General features: G+C 68.4%; 21 protein-coding genes. All 21 read right to left on the minus strand.

Annotation, left to right across the window (positions count from 1 at the left end; genetic code table 11):
• Positions 1-369 (minus strand): 50S ribosomal protein L14, encoded by a 369-nt coding sequence (rplN, locus tag BRM1_RS06585; RefSeq protein ID WP_160951912.1) that lies wholly within the window; start codon positions 367-369, stop codon positions 1-3.
• A 136-nt stretch (positions 370-505) separates the two neighbouring features.
• A complete protein-coding gene (gene rpsQ, locus BRM1_RS06590; protein WP_160951913.1) occupies positions 506-781 on the minus strand; it encodes a 30S ribosomal protein S17 in 276 nt (91 codons plus the stop codon).
• Positions 781-1,032, minus strand: coding sequence for a 50S ribosomal protein L29 (gene rpmC / locus BRM1_RS06595; protein ID WP_160951914.1), 252 nt, complete (start codon positions 1,030-1,032; stop codon positions 781-783). Before rpmC ends, rpsQ begins: the two co-directional genes overlap by 1 nt.
• A 2-nt stretch (positions 1,033-1,034) precedes the next feature.
• A complete protein-coding gene (rplP, locus tag BRM1_RS06600) occupies positions 1,035-1,451 on the minus strand; it encodes a 50S ribosomal protein L16 (RefSeq protein WP_160951915.1) in 417 nt (138 codons plus the stop codon).
• A gap of 3 nt (positions 1,452-1,454) precedes the next feature.
• Positions 1,455-2,273, minus strand: coding sequence for a 30S ribosomal protein S3 (rpsC, locus tag BRM1_RS06605; RefSeq protein WP_268529537.1), 819 nt, complete (start codon positions 2,271-2,273; stop codon positions 1,455-1,457).
• Positions 2,273-2,650 (minus strand): 50S ribosomal protein L22, encoded by a 378-nt coding sequence (gene rplV, locus BRM1_RS06610; protein WP_268529539.1) that lies wholly within the window; start codon positions 2,648-2,650, stop codon positions 2,273-2,275. Before rplV ends, rpsC begins: the two co-directional genes overlap by 1 nt.
• Before the next feature lie 38 nt (positions 2,651-2,688).
• A complete protein-coding gene (gene rpsS, locus BRM1_RS06615; RefSeq protein WP_160951918.1) occupies positions 2,689-2,970 on the minus strand; it encodes a 30S ribosomal protein S19 in 282 nt (93 codons plus the stop codon).
• 15 nt (positions 2,971-2,985) lie between these two features.
• A complete protein-coding gene (gene rplB / locus BRM1_RS06620; protein ID WP_160951919.1) occupies positions 2,986-3,822 on the minus strand; it encodes a 50S ribosomal protein L2 in 837 nt (278 codons plus the stop codon).
• Between the two features lie 33 nt (positions 3,823-3,855).
• On the minus strand, positions 3,856-4,158 hold the full coding sequence (gene rplW / locus BRM1_RS06625) for a 50S ribosomal protein L23 (RefSeq protein ID WP_160951920.1): 303 nt from the start codon (positions 4,156-4,158) through the stop codon (positions 3,856-3,858).
• A complete protein-coding gene (gene rplD / locus BRM1_RS06630) occupies positions 4,155-4,829 on the minus strand; it encodes a 50S ribosomal protein L4 (RefSeq protein ID WP_160951921.1) in 675 nt (224 codons plus the stop codon). Before rplD ends, rplW begins: the two co-directional genes overlap by 4 nt.
• 5 nt (positions 4,830-4,834) lie before the next feature.
• Positions 4,835-5,509: a 50S ribosomal protein L3 gene (gene rplC / locus BRM1_RS06635; RefSeq protein ID WP_160951922.1), complete on the minus strand. Its 675-nt coding sequence runs from the start codon at positions 5,507-5,509 to the stop codon at positions 4,835-4,837.
• Positions 5,510-5,518: 9 nt separating this feature from the next.
• Positions 5,519-5,827, minus strand: a complete 309-nt coding sequence (gene rpsJ / locus BRM1_RS06640) for a 30S ribosomal protein S10 (RefSeq protein WP_009379191.1) — start codon at positions 5,825-5,827, stop codon at positions 5,519-5,521.
• A 462-nt stretch (positions 5,828-6,289) separates the two neighbouring features.
• Entirely contained in the window at positions 6,290-7,561 is a 1,272-nt protein-coding gene (locus tag BRM1_RS06645) for an ABC transporter ATP-binding protein (protein ID WP_268529544.1), read from the minus strand.
• 72 nt (positions 7,562-7,633) lie between these two features.
• Positions 7,634-8,473: a carbohydrate ABC transporter permease gene (locus BRM1_RS06650; protein WP_160951924.1), complete on the minus strand. Its 840-nt coding sequence runs from the start codon at positions 8,471-8,473 to the stop codon at positions 7,634-7,636.
• Between the two features lies 1 nt (position 8,474).
• Positions 8,475-9,362, minus strand: coding sequence for a carbohydrate ABC transporter permease (locus BRM1_RS06655; protein ID WP_268529548.1), 888 nt, complete (start codon positions 9,360-9,362; stop codon positions 8,475-8,477).
• Positions 9,359-10,684 carry an extracellular solute-binding protein gene (locus BRM1_RS06660; protein WP_268529551.1) on the minus strand — a complete coding sequence of 442 codons (1,326 nt, stop codon included), beginning with the start codon at positions 10,682-10,684 and terminating at the stop codon, positions 9,359-9,361. Before BRM1_RS06660 ends, BRM1_RS06655 begins: the two co-directional genes overlap by 4 nt.
• A 153-nt stretch (positions 10,685-10,837) precedes the next feature.
• Complete coding sequence (locus BRM1_RS06665; protein WP_442864348.1) at positions 10,838-12,553, minus strand: glycoside hydrolase family 13 protein; 1,716 nt, start codon at positions 12,551-12,553, stop codon at positions 10,838-10,840.
• A 214-nt stretch (positions 12,554-12,767) separates the two neighbouring features.
• Positions 12,768-13,961, minus strand: a complete 1,194-nt coding sequence (tuf, locus tag BRM1_RS06670) for an elongation factor Tu (protein ID WP_160951925.1) — start codon at positions 13,959-13,961, stop codon at positions 12,768-12,770.
• Positions 13,962-14,062: 101 nt separating this feature from the next.
• Positions 14,063-16,210, minus strand: coding sequence for an elongation factor G (gene fusA / locus BRM1_RS06675; protein WP_160951926.1), 2,148 nt, complete (start codon positions 16,208-16,210; stop codon positions 14,063-14,065).
• 72 nt (positions 16,211-16,282) lie between these two features.
• Positions 16,283-16,753: a 30S ribosomal protein S7 gene (rpsG, locus tag BRM1_RS06680; RefSeq protein ID WP_268529559.1), complete on the minus strand. Its 471-nt coding sequence runs from the start codon at positions 16,751-16,753 to the stop codon at positions 16,283-16,285.
• On the minus strand, positions 16,753-17,127 hold the full coding sequence (gene rpsL, locus BRM1_RS06685) for a 30S ribosomal protein S12 (protein WP_160951928.1): 375 nt from the start codon (positions 17,125-17,127) through the stop codon (positions 16,753-16,755). Before rpsL ends, rpsG begins: the two co-directional genes overlap by 1 nt.
• Between the last annotated feature and the right edge of the window lie 132 nt (positions 17,128-17,259).

Raw genomic sequence — 17,259 nt, forward strand, 5'->3', positions numbered from 1 at the left:
TCACAGCACCTCCGGCGCGAGCGAGACGATCTTCATGAACTTCTTGTCGCGCAGCTCGCGGCCCACGGGTCCGAAGATGCGGGTGCCGCGGGGCTCGCCGTCGTTCTTGAGGATGACGGCCGCGTTCTCATCGAAGCGGATGTAGGAGCCGTCGCTGCGGCGGCGCTCCTTGACGGTGCGGACGATGACGGCCTTGACCACATCGCCCTTCTTGACGTTGCCCCCGGGGATGGCGTCCTTGACGGTGGCGACGATCGTGTCGCCGATGCCGGCGTAGCGCCGGCCCGAGCCCCCGAGGATCCGGATCGCGAGGATTTCCTTCGCTCCGGTGTTGTCGGCGACCTTGAGTCGCGACTCCTGCTGGATCACTGTTCATTCTCCTGTCGTCACGCGGGTTCTCGCCTGGGGCGAGCCTTGCGGAACGGTCATGGTCAACTGCCCCGCCCGGGTTCCCGGTGGCCGCCGCGGAACAGGCGGGACCGGGAGGGACCGGGCGGGCTTCACATCACTTGGCGCGCTCGACGACCTCGAGCAGCCGCCAGCGCTTGGAAGCCGAGAGCGGGCGGGTTTCGGCGACGCGGACGAGGTCGCCGATGCCGGCGGTGTTCTCCTCGTCGTGCGCCTTGATCTTGCTGGTGGTGCGCAAGACCTTGCCGTAGAGGCGGTGCTTCTTGCGGTCCTCGACCTCGACGACGATGGTCTTGTCCATCTTGTCGGAGACGACGTAGCCGCGCATCACCTTGCGCGAGCCGCGCTCGGCGGCCTGGGTCTGCTCGGACATCACTTATCCTCTTCCTTCGCCTCGGCGGGGTTGGTGCGGATCGACAGCTCGCGCTCTCGGAGCACGGTGTAGATCCGGGCGATGTCGCGGCGGACGGCCTTGAGCCGGCCGTTGCTCTCCAGCTGGCCGGTGGCCGACTGGAAGCGCAGGTTGAACAGCTCGGCCTTGGCCTTCTTGAGCTCCTCGACCAGACGCTGCTCGTCATAACCGTCGAGCACGTCCATGGAGAGGTCCTTCGAACCGATCGCCATGATCACTCACCACCTTCGCGCGAAACGATGCGCGCCTTGAGCGGAAGCTTGTGGATCGCCAGGCGCAGGGCCTCGCGAGCGACTTCCTCGGACACGCCGGCCAGCTCGAACATGACGCGGCCCGGCTTGACATTGGACACCCACCACTCGGGTGAGCCCTTGCCGGAGCCCATGCGGGTCTCGGCGGGGCGCTTGGTCAGCGGGCGGTCCGGGTAGATGTTGATCCAGACCTTGCCGCCGCGCTTGATGTGGCGGGTCATGGCGATACGCGCGGCCTCGATCTGCCGGTTGGTCACGTAGGCGTGCTCGAGCGCCTGGATGCCCCAGTCGCCGAACGACACCTCGGTGCCGCCCTTGGCGACGCCACGGCGCTTGGGATGGTGCTGCTTGCGGTACTTGACGCGACGCGGGATCAGCACGGGTCAGCCCTCCGATCCGGCCGGCGCCTCAGACGCGGCGTCGGCAGAGTTCTCAGTCTTCTTCTGGGGGGCGCCCTGGCGCTCCGGCGCGCGGCCGCGGCCTCCCGCGCGTCCGCGGCCGCGGCCGGCACCGCGAGGACCGCGGTTGTTCGGCTGCTGCGCCTCGACGGCGGCGAGTTCCTTGTCGGTCAGGTCGCCCTTGTAGATCCACACCTTCACGCCGATGCGGCCGAAGGTGGTCTGCGCCTCGTAGAAGCCGTAGTCGATGTTCGCGCGGAGCGTGTGCAGCGGCACCCGGCCCTCGCGGTAGAACTCCGACCGGCTCATCTCGGCGCCGCCCAGGCGGCCGGCGCACTGCACGCGGATGCCCTTGGCCCCGGCCCGCTGCGCGGACTGGATGGCCTTGCGCATCGCGCGGCGGAACGCCACCCGGCTGGCGAGCTGCTCGGCGACGCCCTGCGCGACGAGCTGGGCGTCGACCTCGGGGTTCTTGACCTCAAGGATGTTGAGCTGGATCTGCTTGCCGGTGAGCTTCTCGAGCTGACCGCGCAGGCGGTCGGCCTCGGAGCCGCGGCGGCCGATCACGATGCCCGGACGCGCCGTGTGGATGTCCACGCGGACGCGGTCGCGGGTGCGCTCGATGTTGACCTGCGAGAGGCCGGCGCGCTCGAGGCTGCTCTTGAGCAGCCGGCGGATCCGGACGTCTTCGCCGACGTAGTCGGCGTAGCGCTGGCCGGGCTTGTTGGAGTCCGCGAACCACTTCGACTTGTGGTCGGTCGTGATTCCCAGGCGGAATCCGTTCGGGTTGATCTTCTGGCCCATCAGGCGTTCTCCTTCCGTGAAGCGCCGGCTTCCTCAGAGGAGAGCACCAGGGTGATGTGGCTCGTGCGCTTGTTGATGCGGTAGGCACGGCCCTGTGCGCGCGGCCGGAACCGCTTCATCGTCGGGCCTTCGTCGACGTACGCCTCCGAGATGACCAGGTCATCCTCGTTGAACGCCTCGCCGAACTTGTCGGCCTGCACGCGGGCATTCGCGATGCCCGACGCGACGAGCTTGTAGACCGGCTCGGAGGCGGCCTGCTCTGCGAATTTCAGGACCGCGAGGGCTTCGGTTGCCTGCTGACCACGAATGAGGTCAACGACACGCCGAGCCTTCTGGGGCGTGACGCGCAGGTAGCGCACCTTCGCCTTGGCTTCCATCGTTTCCTTCTCTCTTTTGATGACCGCGGGTCGGCGCCTCAGCGGCGACGGCCCTTGCGGTCGTCCTTCTCGTGGCCGCGGAACGTCCGCGTCGGTGCGAATTCGCCGAGCTTGTGCCCGACCATGGACTCGGTGATGAACACCGGGACATGCTTGCGCCCGTCGTGCACGGCGATCGTGTGGCCCAGGAAATCCGGGACGATCATCGAGCGGCGGGACCACGTCTTGATGACGTTCTTGGTGCCCTTTTCGTTCTGAGCAGCGACCTTCTTGTAGAGGTGCTCATCGACGAAGGGGCCCTTCTTCAGACTGCGAGGCATTTCTCAGGCTCCCTATCAGCGCTTCTTGCCGGTACGCCGGCGACGGACGATGAGCTTGTCGCTTTCCTTGTTGGGGCGACGCGTGCGGCCCTCGGGCTTGCCCCAGGGGCTCACCGGGTGGCGGCCGCCGGACGTCTTGCCCTCGCCGCCGCCGTGCGGGTGGTCGACGGGGTTCATGACGACACCGCGGACGGTCGGGCGCTTGCCCTTCCAGCGCATGCGGCCGGCCTTGCCCCAGTTGATGTTCGACTGCTCGGCATTGCCGACCTCGCCGATCGTCGCGCGGCAGCGCACGTCCACGTTGCGGATCTCGCCCGAGGGCATCCGCAGCTGGGCGTAGGGGCCGAACTTCGCGACGAGCTGCACGGAGGCGCCCGCCGAGCGGCCGATCTTCGCGCCGCCGCCCGGACGCAGCTCGACTGCGTGGATGACGGTGCCGACCGGGATGTTGCGCAGCGCCAGGTTGTTGCCCGGTTTGATGTCCGCGTCGATGCCGGCCTCGATCCGATCGCCCTGCTTGAGGCGGTTCGGGGCGATGATGTAGCGCTTCTCGCCGTCCACGTAGTGGAGCAGCGCGATGCGCGCGGTGCGGTTGGGGTCGTATTCGATCTCCGCGACCTTGGCGGGCACGCCGTCCTTGTCATGGCGACGGAAGTCGATGACGCGGTACTGGCGCTTGTGCCCGCCGCCCTGGTGGCGGGTGGTGACACGACCATTGCTGTTGCGGCCGCCCTTCTTGGGCAGCGGGCGCAGAAGCGACTTCTCCGGCGTAGACCGGGTCACTTCGACAAAGTCGGCAACGGACGAGCCGCGACGGCCCGGCGTTGTCGGCTTGTGCTTACGGATTCCCATGAGTCCTGATCCTTCTCTACCGAGGTGTATCGCTTAGAGCGATCCGCCGAAGATGTCGATCGATCCTTCGCTCAGGGCGACAATGGCACGCTTGGTGTCATTGCGCTTGCCCCAGCCGGAGCGGGTGCGGCGGCGCTTGCCCTGACGGTTCAGGGTATTCACCGAGGCGACCTTCACGCCGAAGATGGATTCGATTGCGTACTTGATCTCGGACTTGTTCGACCGGGGATCGACGAGGAACGTGTACTTGCCCTCGTCCATGAGCCCGTAGGTCTTCTCCGAGACGACCGGCGCGATGATGATGTCGCGCGGGTCCTTGATCGTCACGCTGCTCACTTGGCGTCCTCCTCGCTGCTCGAGCGTGCTGCGCCCGCTGCGGCCGAATCGAGAAACGAGTCCAGCGCGGCCTGGGTGAACACGATGTCATCGGCCATCAGCACGTCGTACGTGTTGAGCTGGCCCGGGGTGAGCACGTGCACCTTCGGCAGGTTGCGAACGCTGCGGTAGGTGAGCTCGTCCGCCGCATCCACGACGACGAGCTTGTTGGCGCGGTCCGAGAGCTTGCCCAGCGCGAGGCGGGCCTGCTTGGTGGACGGCGCATCGCCCTCGATGAGGCCGGACACGACGAACACCTGGTCGAGGCGGGCGCGGTCCGAGAGCGCGCCGCGCAGCGCGGCCGCCTTCATCTTCTTGGGCGTCCGCTGCGAGTAGTCGCGCGGCACGGGGCCGTGCACGATGCCGCCGCCGGCGTACTGCGGCGCGCGGATCGAGCCCTGGCGGGCGTTGCCGGTGCCCTTCTGGCGGTACGGCTTCTTGCCGCCGCCGCGGACCTCGGCGCGGGTCTTGGTCTTGTGCGTGCCCTGGCGCGCTGCTGCCAGCTGCGCCACGACGACCTGGTGGATGAGCGGCATGTTCGCCTCCACGCCGAAGACCTCGGCGGGGAGGGACGCGGTGCCGGACTTCTTGCCAGCGGCGTCGAGCACGTCGATCGTCTTGGTCTCAGTCATTGTGCTCATGCTCCCTTCGCAGCGGAGCGGACGAGGACGACGGCGCCCTTGGGGCCGGGAACGGCGCCCTTGACGAGCAGCAGGCCGTTGTCCGCATCGACTGCGTGAACGGTGAGGTTCTGCGTGGTGTGGCGCACGTTGCCCATGCGGCCCGCCATGCGCATGCCCTTGAACACGCGGCTGGGGGTCGACGCTCCGCCGATCGAGCCGGGCTTGCGGTGGTTGCGGTGCTGGCCGTGCGAGGCGCCGACGCCCTTGAAGCCGTGACGCTTCATGACGCCCGCGGTGCCCTTGCCCTTGGTGTTGGCGGTCACGTCGACCTTCACACCGGGCTCGAAGACCTCGGTCCCGAGCTCCTGGCCGAGCGAGTAGTCCGCGGCGTCCGCGGTCCGCAGCTCGGCGAGGTGGCGGCGCGGCGCGACGCCGGCCTTCTCGAAGTGTCCGGTGAGCGGCTTGTTGACCTTGCGCGGGTCGATCTCGCCGTAGGCGATCTGGACCGCGGGGTAGCCGTCGGTGTCTGCGCTGCGCACCTGCGTGACGACGTTCTGGCCCGTCTTGATGACGGTGACCGGCACGAGGACGTTGTTCTCGTCCCACACCTGGGTCATGCCGAGCTTGGTGCCCAGCAGGCCCTTGACGCTGCGCGTGGTGGGGAGCGGCTTGGAACGGGTGTTTGCCATGGCTCCCCCTTACAGCTTGATCTCGATGTTGACGTCGTCGGCGAGGTCGAGGCGCATGAGCGAGTCAACGGCCTTCGGCGTCGGGTCGACGATGTCGATGAGCCGCTTGTGCGTGCGCATTTCGAAGTGCTCGCGGCTGTCCTTGTACTTGTGCGGCGACCGGATGACGCAGTACACGTTCTTCTCGGTCGGCAGCGGCACGGGGCCCACCACCGTAGCGCCCGCGCGGGTCACAGTGTCCACGATCTTGCGTGCTGCACTGTCGATCACCGCGTGGTCGTACGACTTGAGCCGGATGCGGATCTTCTGTCCCGCCATGGCGTCGTATCTCTTTCCGTTGATCTTCCCGGCCATCAACCGCGGTCCTGTGCGGATCGCGCGGTCTGCGCCGGCTGAGCTGACCGACCCCCGAGGTCGGGCGTGTCGTCCATGTCTTCCGACAGAACTCCGCGCTTCTTCATTGGCTGCCCGGTACATCGAAACCGCTGTGCGCAGATTCTTCCCGGAGGCTTTCGGACCGTTCGCGGCGAGGCCGCTGTGCAGGGGTCATCGTCCGAAATGCAACCTGCCTATCTTGGCACGGACTGCTCGGGCCGCGCAAATCCGCGGGCCGAAAGCACCTGCGCCCGGGCGTGTCGCACGGCGTGTCTGGGCCTGCGGTGGCCAAGCTCACATCCCGAGCGACCGCGATGTGAGCTTTGCCACCGCAGGCCCGAGGGGGCGGGGCCGGCGCTCCGGTCCCGCCCCCTCGGACGTGCGCGCCACGGGTGCGCGGGCGGCCTACTCCTTGCCGCCGACGACCGAGGCGCCCTCGGCCTGCGCCCGCTCGAGCGCGCGCTGGCGCATCTGCTCCGAGCGCTCGGCCAGGCGCCGGGCGTTGGCGGGGTCCCGGGTGAGGTTGTCCCCCGTCTTCGGGTCGAAGACCATGACGTTGGCCGGGTCGAACCACAGCGACATATCATCGCCCTCGCGCACGAGCGAGCCCGGCTCGAGCGCCGCGACGATCTGCGTGCGCAGCGACTCGCCGTCGAGGTCGCGGTCGAGCTCCTCGAGTGCCTCGCGGACCTCCGCATCGGCCTCGAACGGCAGGTAGACGTAGAGCTCGTGGCCCAGCCACTCGGTGACGTCGACCTTGGCGGTGGACTCGGCCCCGCGCGCCTGGTCCTCCGGCTCGACGAGCTCCCAGTCGCGGAAGTGCTCGGGCCGGATGCCCGCGATGAGCAGCTCCGGCGCACCGTCGAGCGCCCGGGCACGGCCCTCCGGGAGGGAGAACGAGCCGAACGGGGAGTGCAGGGCGCCGTCGCGGTTCTGGACGGGCAGGAAGTTCATGGGCGGGGATCCGATGAAGCCCGCGACGAAGAGGTTGACGGGCTCGTCGTAGAGCTCCTTGGGGCTCGCGTACTGCTGGAGCACCCCGCGCTTGAGGACCGCGACCTTGTCGCCCAGCGTCATCGCCTCGGTCTGGTCGTGGGTGACGTAGACCGTGGTGGTCCCCAGCGTGCGCTGCATGCGCGAGATCTCCGTGCGCATCTGCCCGCGCAGCTTCGCGTCGAGGTTCGACAGCGGCTCGTCGAACAGGAACGCCTTCGCGTCGCGCACGATCGCCCGGCCCATGGCCACGCGCTGGCGCTGGCCGCCGGAGAGGTTGGCAGGCTTGCGCTGCAGGTGCTCGCCGAGCTCGAGCATCTGCGCCGCCTGGTTGACCCGGCGGTCGATCTCCTGGTCCGAGAACTGCCCCTTGGCCAGGCGCAGCGGGAACGCGATGTTCTCGTAGACCGTCAGGTGGGGGTAGAGCGCGTAGTTCTGGAACACCATGGACAGCCCGCGCTCGCGGGGGGCGACGTCGTTGACCCGCTTGCCGTCGATGCTCAGGCTGCCGTCGCTGATGTCCTCGAGACCGACGATCATGCGCAGCAGCGTCGATTTGCCCGAACCCGAGGGGCCCACGAGGATGACGAATTCGCCGTCGGCGATCGTCAGGCTCACGTCGTTGACGGCCGGGAAGCCGTCACCGTACTTCTTGACGATGTGCTCCAGGACGATCTCAGACATGCTCGGCTCCTTCGGGGCGGCGCGGCGCTGGGCGCGCGGTGGGGCGGTGTGCGTGGGGGCGGGGTGCGGACGTCATCCCTTGACGGCTCCGGAGGTGAGGCCGCTGACGATCTGGCGCTGGAAGAGCAGCACGATGATGATGACGGGGATCGTCACGACGATCGCGGCCGCGGCGATGGCGCCGGCGGGCTCCTCGAACTGGCTGGCGCCGGTGAAGAACGACAGCGCGGCCGGCACCGGGCGGGCCGCCGAGGTGGAGGTCAGCGAGATGCCGTAGAGGAAGTCGTTCCAGGCGATGAAGAACGCGATGATCGCGGTGGTGAACACGCCGGGCGAGGCCAGCGGCACGATGACCTTCCGGAACGCCTGGAACGGCGTCGCCCCGTCCACCTGCGCGGCCTGCTCGAGCTCCCACGGGATCTGCCGGAAGAAGGCCGCGAGGGTCCAGATCGAGATGGGCAGCGTGAGCGACAGATACGGGATGATGAGGCCCAGCCACGTGTCGTAGAGGCCGATCTTCGACCACACGTTGAACAGCGGTGTGACGAGCGAGATGACGGGGAAGATCGACACGCCCAGCGCCATCGTGAGGATGAGGCTCTTGCCGGGGAAGTCCAGCCGCGCCACCGCGTAGGCGGTCAGCGTCGCGAGCACCACGGCCACCAGGGTGGAGATGAGGCAGATGCCGATCGAGTTGATGAGCGCGGGGATGAACAGGTCGTGCGCGTCCCCGGTGAAGATGAGCTGGTAGTTCTCCCACGAGATGTTCGTGGGCCAGAAGTGCCGGTTGGCGATGTCGCTGGCGGACTTCATCGACAGCGACACGATCCACACGATGGGGAAGAGCGCGTACACCGCGATGAGGAGGCCGACGATCACCCAGAGGATCGTCTTCTTCGGATTCGCTTTCATATCAGTCTCCCCGCACCTGGCCGAGATCGACCTTGAAGCCCTTGATGAAGATGAAGCAGATGATCGCCACGCACAGGAAGAGCATGACCGACAGCGCGGAGCCCATGCCCACCTGCAGCTGCGAGATCGACTGGTCGTAGGCGAGGAACGACACCGTCGCCGTGTCCTGCGCACCGGAGGTCATGACGAAGACCGAGTCGAAGACGCGGAACGCGTCGAGCGTGCGGAACAGCAGCGCCACGAGGATCGCGGCCTTCATGTTGGGCAGGATGACCTTCGTCATCCGCTGCCACCAGCTGGCGCCGTCGACCGTGGCCGCCTCGAGCATGTCGCCCGGGATCTGGGCGAGGCCGGAGAGCAGCAGCAGCGAGATGAACGGCGTGGTCTTCCAGATCTCCGCGAGGCAGATGACGACGATCGAGGAGCCGAAGTGGCCGAACCAGTCGAAGTCGCTGTTGCCCGTCCACGTGCCCACGAAGCCGGTGGGCAGGTCGAACGCGTACTTCCAGGCAAAGGCGGAGACCACGGTGATGATGCCGTAGGGGATGAGGATGACGGTGCGCACCCAGGGCCGCACCGAGCGGATCGCGTTGATCATCACGAGCGCGAGCGCGAAGCCCAGCACGAGCTCGACCGCGACCGTGATGACGGTGATGAGCACCGTGACGCCCAGGGTCTGCCACCACTGCGGGTCGCTGAGGATGACGATGTAGTTGTGGCCCCAGTTGAACGACCGGTTGTCCGGATCCGTCATCCGGTAGTTGAACAGGGAGAAGTAGATGGCCTGCACGATGGGATAGGCCGTGACCGCCAGGAGGATGATGACCGCCGGGGCGGAGAGCATCCAGCCGAGCTTGGCCTCGGACTTCGCGCGATCGGTCGCACTCATAGCAGCCGCTCCCCTCTCAGCACCTCATAGATGTAGTTCGCCGAGTCCGCCGGCGTCGAGTCGGGGCTGACGTCCTGCGGCGGATGCCAGGTCTTCTGCACGCCGCCGGTGACCTCGTTGTAGTACGGCGTCGTGGGGCGGGCCTTGGCCATCGCCAGCGACTGCTTGATCGTCGCGGCCGCGGGCAGCTCCTCGCGGATGCGGGAGTCGTCGAACGCGGCCAGCAGCGAGGGCGCGTTGCCGTCGGTGAGGAAGTACTCGATCTGGTTGTCCTTCGACCGGATGCACTTGACCGCCTCGAAGGACTCGGCCTGGTGCTCGCCGAACGCCCCGACGCCCAGCTCGATCCCGCCGAAGGGCGGCGCGGCGGCGCGGTCGGCGTCGACGCGGGGGTAGAGCGCCCAGCCCACGTCGTCGAGCACGGACTTGTCGAGCGTGCCCTCCTCCGCGCCCTTCTTCATCGCCGCGTAGACGAACGGCCAGTTGACCATGAACCCGCCGTCGTCGCCCTGGAAGCCGAGCATCGTGTTGTTCTCGTCGAGGTTGGAGAACGTGGGGCCTGCCAGGCCCTCCTTGCCGATGGTGCCCACGACCTTTGCGGCCTTCTTGCCGGCCTCGGAATCGAGGCCGAGCTTGACGTCCTCGGGGCGCTCGGCGTCCGGGTTCTCCACGATGTGGCCGCCGCCGGACTCCACGAGCGCGTTGACCCAGACCGTCAGCGATTCGGCGCGGATGCCCTGGGCGCCCAGCAGCCTGTCCGACTGCTGCGCGGCCGCGATCACCTGGTCCCACGTCACGGGCTTCGACATGTCGAGGCCCGCCTCCTTGGCCACCGACTTGCGGTACCACAGCAGCTGCGTGTTGGCCCAGAACGGGGCCGCCACCAGCTGGTCCTGGCGCGTCGAGGAGTCGACGGAGGCCTCGTTGACCCCCTCGGTGAACTCCTGCTCGTACTGCGCGGGCACCGGGGCGAGGTAGTCGGCCTGCGCCATCTCCGCGACGAAGACGGGGTCGAGGCTCATGATGTCGATGGAGGAGTCGTGCGAGGCGAGGCGGCGGATGAGCTGCTCGCGCTGGCCCGGGGCGTCGCTGGGCAGCAGGCTCGTCTTGATCCGGTACTTCCCGCCCGAGGCGTCCGTGCACTTCTGCGCGATCGTCTCCTGGCCCCCGTCATCGGGGTTGATGTACCACGTGAGCGTGGGGGTGCCGGTGTCGGAGCCGCAGCCGGTCAGCGACAGCGCGGCGACGGCGGTCACCACCGCCGTCAGCCGGGTCGCCAGGCGGCGCAGCCGCCGTCGACCGCGCGAGGTTGTGAGCGTCATTGCCGTCGTACCACCAGTTCCGCCGTTCGAATCGTGGTGACAGACTACCCCAGTTCCCACGCTCTTCTGCGCAACCGCCAAGAATTCTCAGAGGTTGGGCGTTCGGGCTGGTGGCGCCGCGGATTCGGCCGCTGGCTCGGGCGGGCGGTGCGCTCAGTCCGCGGCCGCCCACACGGCCGCGTCGGCCGGCAGCAGCGTGCCCCGCAGCGCCTCGGGCGAGGATGCCGCGAGCACCGCGCGCGGCGCGATCTCCCGGGCGCGCGCGGAGAGGTTCGCCAGCACCTCTGTGGTCCCCTCCGGCGAGGCGAGGACGTAGTGGATGAGCCCGCCGGCCGGATCGTGCTCGGCGCCCGGGCGCAGCCGCGCCCGCCCCATCCCGCGGGCCCGCCGCACGTGCAGCAGGGTCCGGTAGAGGTGCAGCGCCGAGCCGGGCCGGGCCTCCTGCCGGTCCACGGCCAGCGCCGCGAACTCCGCGGGCTGCGGCAGCCACGGCGCGGCGTCGCCCGGCCGCCCGGGCCCGAACCCCAGGCCGGGGGCCTGGGAGTCCCACGGCAGCGGGATGCGGGCGCCGTCCCGACCGAGGTCCGCGCCGGCCGTCCGGAAGTACGCGGGGTCCTGGCGCAGCTCGTCGGCGAGCACGGTGTGCTCCGTGAGGGCCAGCTCGTCGCCCTGGTAGAGGTAGGCGGAGCCCGGCAGGGCGAGCTCGATCATCGCGGCGACGATCGCGCGCCGGCGCCCGAGGCCGTGGTCCGGCTGCGGGTCCCCCGCGCCGATCCCCCGCTGCTGCGCCGGGGCCTGGGCCAGGCCGAAGCGCGCCGAGTGGCGCACCGTGTCGTGGTTCGACAGCACCCAGGTCGCGGGCGCGCCGACGCTGCGCGCCGCCTCGAGCGTGGCCCGCACCGAGGCGTCGATGGCTGCCGCGTCGTAGCCGGCCACGAGGAAGCCGAAGTTGAAGGCCTGGTGCATCTCCCCCGGGCGGACGTACCGGAACAGGCGCTCGACCGGCTCGACCCACGCCTCGGCGACGAGCATCCGCTGCCCCGGGTACTGGGCGAGCACCGCGTTCCACTCCCGGTAGATCGCGTGGACGCCCTCCTGGTCGAAATACGGGGCCGCGGCCATCGGATCGTGGCCGGCCGGCTCGTCGTCTGCCCCGGAGACCATGTGGACGGTCCCGGCGTGGTCGGGCAGCCCCTCGGCCTTGACGAGGCCGTGGGCCACATCGACGCGGAAGCCGTCGGCGCCCCGGTCGAGCCAGTAGCGCAGGACGGCGGCGAATTCGGCGTGGACCTCCGGGCTGTCCCAGTTGAGGTCCGGCTGGGAGGAGTCGAAGAGGTGGAGGTACCACTGCCCCGGGCGCCCGGCGGCGTCCGCGGTCCGCGTCCACGCCCTGCCGCCGAACACGGAGGACCAGTTGTTGGGCGGCAGCTCGCCGTGCGCGCCCCGGCCGTCCGCGAAGTGATAGCGGGCCCGCTCCGGCGAACCGGGCTGCGCGGCCAGCGCCGCGCGGAACCAGGCGTGCTCATCGGAGGTGTGGTTGGGCACGAGGTCGACGATGACCCGCAGGCCGAGCGCGTGGGCCCGGGAGATGAGCGCCTCGGCATCGGCCAGGGTGCCGAACATCGGATCGACGCTGCGGTAGTCGGCGACGTCGTAGCCGGCGTCGCGCTGGGGCGAGCGGTAGAAGGGCGAGAGCCACACGGCGTCCACGCCCAGGCCGGCCAGGTAGTCCAGCCGCGCGGTGATCCCCGGCAGGTCGCCCATCCCGTCGCCGTCGGAGTCGGCGAACGAGCGGGGGTAGATCTGGTAGATGACGGCGTCGGCCCACCAGGGGGCCTGCGACTCGCTCAACGGCGGGGATCCCTTCATCGTCCGGACGGGTGCCGCGCGCGGGACGGGCCCCGCCGCGCGCGCCCCAGGCTATCAGCGGGCCCGCGGGCGGGCGCGCCCGCCCGGGTGCGCCTCGGCGGCTGCGGGGCTGCGGGGCTGCGGCGCGCCTGCCCAGGACATGCGAACGGGCCCCGGCAGGACGAATCCTGCCGGGGCCCGCAGCACCGCAGACGCGCGGATCAGCCGAAGATCATCACTCGATGATCTTGGTGACGCGGCCGGCGCCGACCGTGCGGCCGCCCTCGCGGATGGCGAAGCGCAGGCCGTCCTCCATGGCGATCGGCTGGATCAGCTCGACCGACATGTCGGTGTTGTCGCCGGGCATGACCATCTCGGTGCCCTCGGGCAGCGTGATGACGCCGGTGACGTCGGTCGTCCGGAAGTAGAACTGCGGACGGTAGTTCGAGTAGAACGGGTTGTGACGGCCGCCCTCGTCCTTGGACAGGATGTAGACCTGGCCCTCGAACTTGGTGTGCGGGGTGATCGAACCCGGCTTCACGATGACCTGACCGCGCTCCACGTCGTCGCGCTTGGTGCCGCGCAGCAGGAGGCCCACGTTCTCACCGGCGCGCGCGTCGGGGAGGGTCTTGCGGAACATCTCGATGGCCGTGACGGTGGTCTTCGAGGAGTGCGGCTTGATGCCGACGATCTCGATTTCCTCGTTCGGCAGCAGCACGCCGCGCTCCACGCGACCGGTCACGACGGTGCCGCGGCCGGTGATGGTGAAGACGTCCTCGACGGGCATGAGGAACGGCTTGTCGATGTCGCGCTCGGGCTCCGGGACGTACTCGTCCACGGCGTCCATGAGGTCCTCGACGGACTTGACCCACTCGGGATCGCCCTCGAGGGCCTTGAGCGCCGAGACCTTGACGACGGGCGCGTTGTCGCCGTCGAACTCCTGGTCGCTCAGCAGCTCGCGGACCTCCATCTCGACGAGATCGAGGAGCTCCTCGTCCTCCACCATGTCGGCCTTGTTCAGGGCGACGACGATGTAGGGCACGCCCACCTGGCGGGCGAGCAGCACGTGCTCGCGCGTCTGCGGCATGGGGCCGTCGGTGGCGGCGACCACGAGGATCGCGCCGTCCATCTGGGCCGCGCCGGTGATCATGTTCTTGATGTAGTCGGCGTGACCGGGAGCGTCGACGTGCGCGTAGTGGCGCTTCTCGGTCTGGTACTCAACGTGGGACACGTTGATGGTGATGCCGCGCTGCTTCTCTTCGGGCGCGTTGTCGACCTGATCGAAGGCCTTGGCCTCGTTCAGATCCGGGTACTTGTCAGCCAGAACCTTGGTGATTGCCGCGGTCAGAGTCGTCTTACCGTGGTCAACGTGACCAATGGTACCGATGTTGACGTGCGGCTTAGTCCTGTCGAAACTAGCCTTTGCCACTGGGTTCCTCCTCGTGGTTGGTGCGGCTCATGTGGTCCATGCGCCGCGCCTTTCCTTATTGATGCTGCCGCGGGGCGTGTGCCCCGCGGCAAACGGGGAGATTACTCTCCGCCGCGGGTCTTCTGGATGATCTCGTCGGCAACGGCCTTCGGGACCTCCGAGTAGCTCTGGAACTGCATCGAGTACACGGCGCGGCCCTGCGTCTTGGAACGCAGGTCGCCGATGTAGCCGAACATCTCCGAGAGCGGAACAAGGGCGCGGATGACCTTCACACCGGAAGCGTCCTCCATCGACTGCATCTGCCCGCGCCGCGAGTTGAGATCGCCGATCACGTCGCCCATGTACTCCTCGGGCGTGCGGACCTCCACCTCCATGAGCGGCTCGAGCAGCACCGGGTTCGCCTTGCGCGCGGCCTCCTTGAAGACCATCGAGCCGGCGATCTTGAACGCCATCTCCGAGGAGTCGACGTCGTGGTACGCGCCGTCGACCAGGGTGGCCTTGACGCCCACCATCGGGTAGCCCGCGAGGACGCCCACCTGCATCGCATCCTGGATGCCGGCGTCCACGCTCGGGATGTACTCGCGCGGGACGCGGCCGCCGGTGATCGCGTTGTCGAACTCGTAGATGGTGTCGCCTTCGACCTCGAGGGGCTCGATGGTGACCTGCACCTTCGCGAACTGGCCGGATCCGCCGGTCTGCTTCTTGTGGGTGTAGTCCTGCTTCTCCACCTTGCGGCGGATGGTCTCGCGGTAGGCCACCTGCGGCTTGCCGACGTTGGCCTCCACCTTGAACTCGCGGCGCATGCGGTCCACGAGGATGTCGAGGTGCAGCTCGCCCATGCCGCGGATGACCGTCTGACCGGTCTCCTCGTCGAGCTCGACCTGGTAGGTCGGGTCCTCCTTGACGAACTTCTGGATGGCCGCCGACAGCTTCTCCTGGTCGCCCTTCGTCTTGGGCTCGATGGCCACGGAGATGACGGGCTCGGGGAACGTCATCGACTCGAGGGCGATCGGGTTCGCCGGGTCGCACAGAGTGTCGCCGGTCGTCGTGTCCTTGAGGCCGATGAACGCGTAGATGTGGCCCGCGAAGGCCTCATCCACCGGGTTCTCCTTGTTGGAGTGCATCTGGAAGAGCTTGCCGACGCGCTCCTTCTTGCCGCTCGTGGCGTTGAGCACCTGGTCGCCGGTCTTGACGTGGCCCGAGTACACGCGCACATAGGTGAGCGTGCCAAAGAACGGGTGGGTCGCGACCTTGAACGCGAGCGCGGAGAACGGCTCCGTGGTCGAGGGCTCGCGCGTGAGCTCGATCTCCTCGTCCTTGGTGTCGTGGCCGATCATGGGCGGCACGTCCAGCGGCGACGGCAGGTAGTCGATGACCGCGTTGAGCATGGGCTGGACGCCCTTGTTCTTGTACGCGGAGCCCGCGAAGACGGGGTAGGCCTGCGAGGTCACGGTGAGCTCGCGGATGCCCTTCTTCAGCTGCTCGACGGTGAGGTCGCTCTCCTCGAGGTAGGCCTCCATGAGCTCCTCGGAGCTCTCGGCGACGTCCTCGACGAGCTTGCTGCGGTACTCCTCGACCTTGTCGGCCAGCTCGTCCGGGATCGGGACCTCGACCTGGTACTGGCCGCGGGCCTCGTCGCCGGCCTTCGCGTTGAACTCGGGCACGTCCACGGGGAACGTGTCCGGCCACTCGTAGGCCTTCATCTCAACGAGGTCGACGACGCCGCGGAACTCGCTTTCGGAGCCGATCGGCACCTGCATGACGAGCGGCTTCGCGCCCAGGCGGTCGATGATCGTCTGCACGGTGAAGAAGAAGTCGGCGCCCAGCTTGTCCATCTTGTTGACGAAGCAGATGCGGGGCACGTCGTACTTGTCGGCCTGGCGCCACACGGTCTCCGACTGGGGCTCGACGCCCTCCTTGCCGTCGAACACCGCGACGGCGCCGTCGAGGACGCGCAGCGAGCGCTCGACCTCGACCGTGAAGTCGACGTGGCCCGGGGTGTCGATGATGTTGATCTGGTTATCGCCCCAATAGCAGGTCGTCGCGGCGGACGTGATGGTGATGCCGCGCTCCTGCTCCTGCTCCATCCAGTCCATCGTCGAGGCGCCGTCGTGCGTCTCGCCGATCTTGTAGTTCACACCGGTGTAGAACAGGATGCGCTCGGTGGTGGTTGTCTTGCCGGCATCGATGTGGGCCATGATGCCGATGTTGCGAACCTTGTTGAGGTCGCTGAGCACTGCGAGTGCCACGGTGTCTCTCTCTCGTGTGAAGTGATGCCCGCGGTCCGGCCGCGGCGGGCTGCCGCGGCCGGACCGTGGATATTACCAGCGGTAGTGAGCGAATGCCTTGTTGGATTCGGCCATCTTGTGGGTGTCCTCGCGGCGCTTGACCGCGGCACCCAGGCCGTTCGAGGCGTCGAGGATCTCGTTCTGGAGGCGCTCGGTCATCGTCTTCTCACGGCGCTGGCGCGAGTAGCCGACCAGCCAGCGCAGGGCCAGCGTCGTCGCGCGGCCCGGGCGCACCTCGATCGGCACCTGGTAGGTGGCGCCGCCGACGCGGCGGGAGCGGACCTCCAGCGACGGGCGGATGTTGTCGAGCGCCTTCTTGAGCAGCTGGACCGGGTCCGCGTTGCCCTTCTCGCGCACGCCCTCGAGTGCGCCGTAGACGATGCGCTCGGCGGTGGAGCGCTTCCCGTCGAGCAGGATCTTGTTGATCAGCTGCGTGACGACGGGCGAGTTGTACACCGGGTCGATGACGACCGGGCGCTTCGGTGCGGGGCCCTTGCGCGGCATTACTTCTTCTCCCTCTTGGCTCCGTAGCGGCTGCGGGCCTGCTGGCGGCCCTTCACGCCCTGCGTGTCGAGCGAGCCGCGGACGATCTTGTAGCGCACGCCCGGCAGGTCCTTCACGCGGCCGCCGCGCACGAGCACGATCGAGTGTTCCTGCAGGTTGTGGCCCTCGCCGGGGATGTAGGCCGTGACCTCGATCTGCGAGGACAGCTTGACGCGGGCGACCTTGCGCAGCGCCGAGTTCGGCTTCTTGGGAGTGGTGGTGTAGACGCGGGTGCAGACGCCGCGGCGCTGCGGGCTGCCGTTGAGGGCAGGCGTCGCGTTCTTCGCGGCCTTCGAATGCCGTCCCTTGCGGACGAGCTGCTGGATAGTGGGCACTTAAGAGTTCTCCATTGCTTCTCGATGTTCCTAAGCTTCCCGCCGCCGGCCACGGGCCGTTGAGCGGGGAGCATGTCCCCTGCGACTGGGTGAAGCTGCCTTCCCAATCGCAGCATTCGCGCGGGTCGCCTG

Origin of the sequence: Brevibacterium sp. BRM-1, assembly GCF_026802075.1 — a bacterium.
Classification (GTDB): Bacteria; Actinomycetota; Actinomycetes; order Actinomycetales; family Brevibacteriaceae; genus Brevibacterium; species Brevibacterium rongguiense.

Coding starts and splice junctions, on each gene's coding strand:
- rpsQ (WP_160951913.1), bottom strand. CDS start 781: ATGTCCGAGCAGACCCAGGCCGCCGAGCGCGGCTCGCGCAAGGTGATG.
- rpmC (WP_160951914.1), bottom strand. CDS start 1,032: ATGGCGATCGGTTCGAAGGACCTCTCCATGGACGTGCTCGACGGTTAT.
- rpsC (WP_268529537.1), bottom strand. CDS start 2,273: ATGGGCCAGAAGATCAACCCGAACGGATTCCGCCTGGGAATCACGACC.
- rplV (WP_268529539.1), bottom strand. CDS start 2,650: ATGGAAGCCAAGGCGAAGGTGCGCTACCTGCGCGTCACGCCCCAGAAG.
- rpsS (WP_160951918.1), bottom strand. CDS start 2,970: ATGCCTCGCAGTCTGAAGAAGGGCCCCTTCGTCGATGAGCACCTCTAC.
- rplB (WP_160951919.1), bottom strand. CDS start 3,822: ATGGGAATCCGTAAGCACAAGCCGACAACGCCGGGCCGTCGCGGCTCG.
- rplD (WP_160951921.1), bottom strand. CDS start 4,829: ATGACTGAGACCAAGACGATCGACGTGCTCGACGCCGCTGGCAAGAAG.
- rplC (WP_160951922.1), bottom strand. CDS start 5,509: ATGGCAAACACCCGTTCCAAGCCGCTCCCCACCACGCGCAGCGTCAAG.
- rpsJ (WP_009379191.1), bottom strand. CDS start 5,827: ATGGCGGGACAGAAGATCCGCATCCGGCTCAAGTCGTACGACCACGCG.
- BRM1_RS06645 (WP_268529544.1), bottom strand. CDS start 7,561: ATGTCTGAGATCGTCCTGGAGCACATCGTCAAGAAGTACGGTGACGGC.
- BRM1_RS06650 (WP_160951924.1), bottom strand. CDS start 8,473: ATGAAAGCGAATCCGAAGAAGACGATCCTCTGGGTGATCGTCGGCCTC.
- BRM1_RS06655 (WP_268529548.1), bottom strand. CDS start 9,362: ATGAGTGCGACCGATCGCGCGAAGTCCGAGGCCAAGCTCGGCTGGATG.
- BRM1_RS06660 (WP_268529551.1), bottom strand. CDS start 10,684: ATGACGCTCACAACCTCGCGCGGTCGACGGCGGCTGCGCCGCCTGGCG.
- BRM1_RS06665 (WP_442864348.1), bottom strand. CDS start 12,553: ATGAAGGGATCCCCGCCGTTGAGCGAGTCGCAGGCCCCCTGGTGGGCC.
- rpsG (WP_268529559.1), bottom strand. CDS start 16,753: ATGCCGCGCAAGGGCCCCGCACCGAAGCGCCCGGTCGTCATCGACCCG.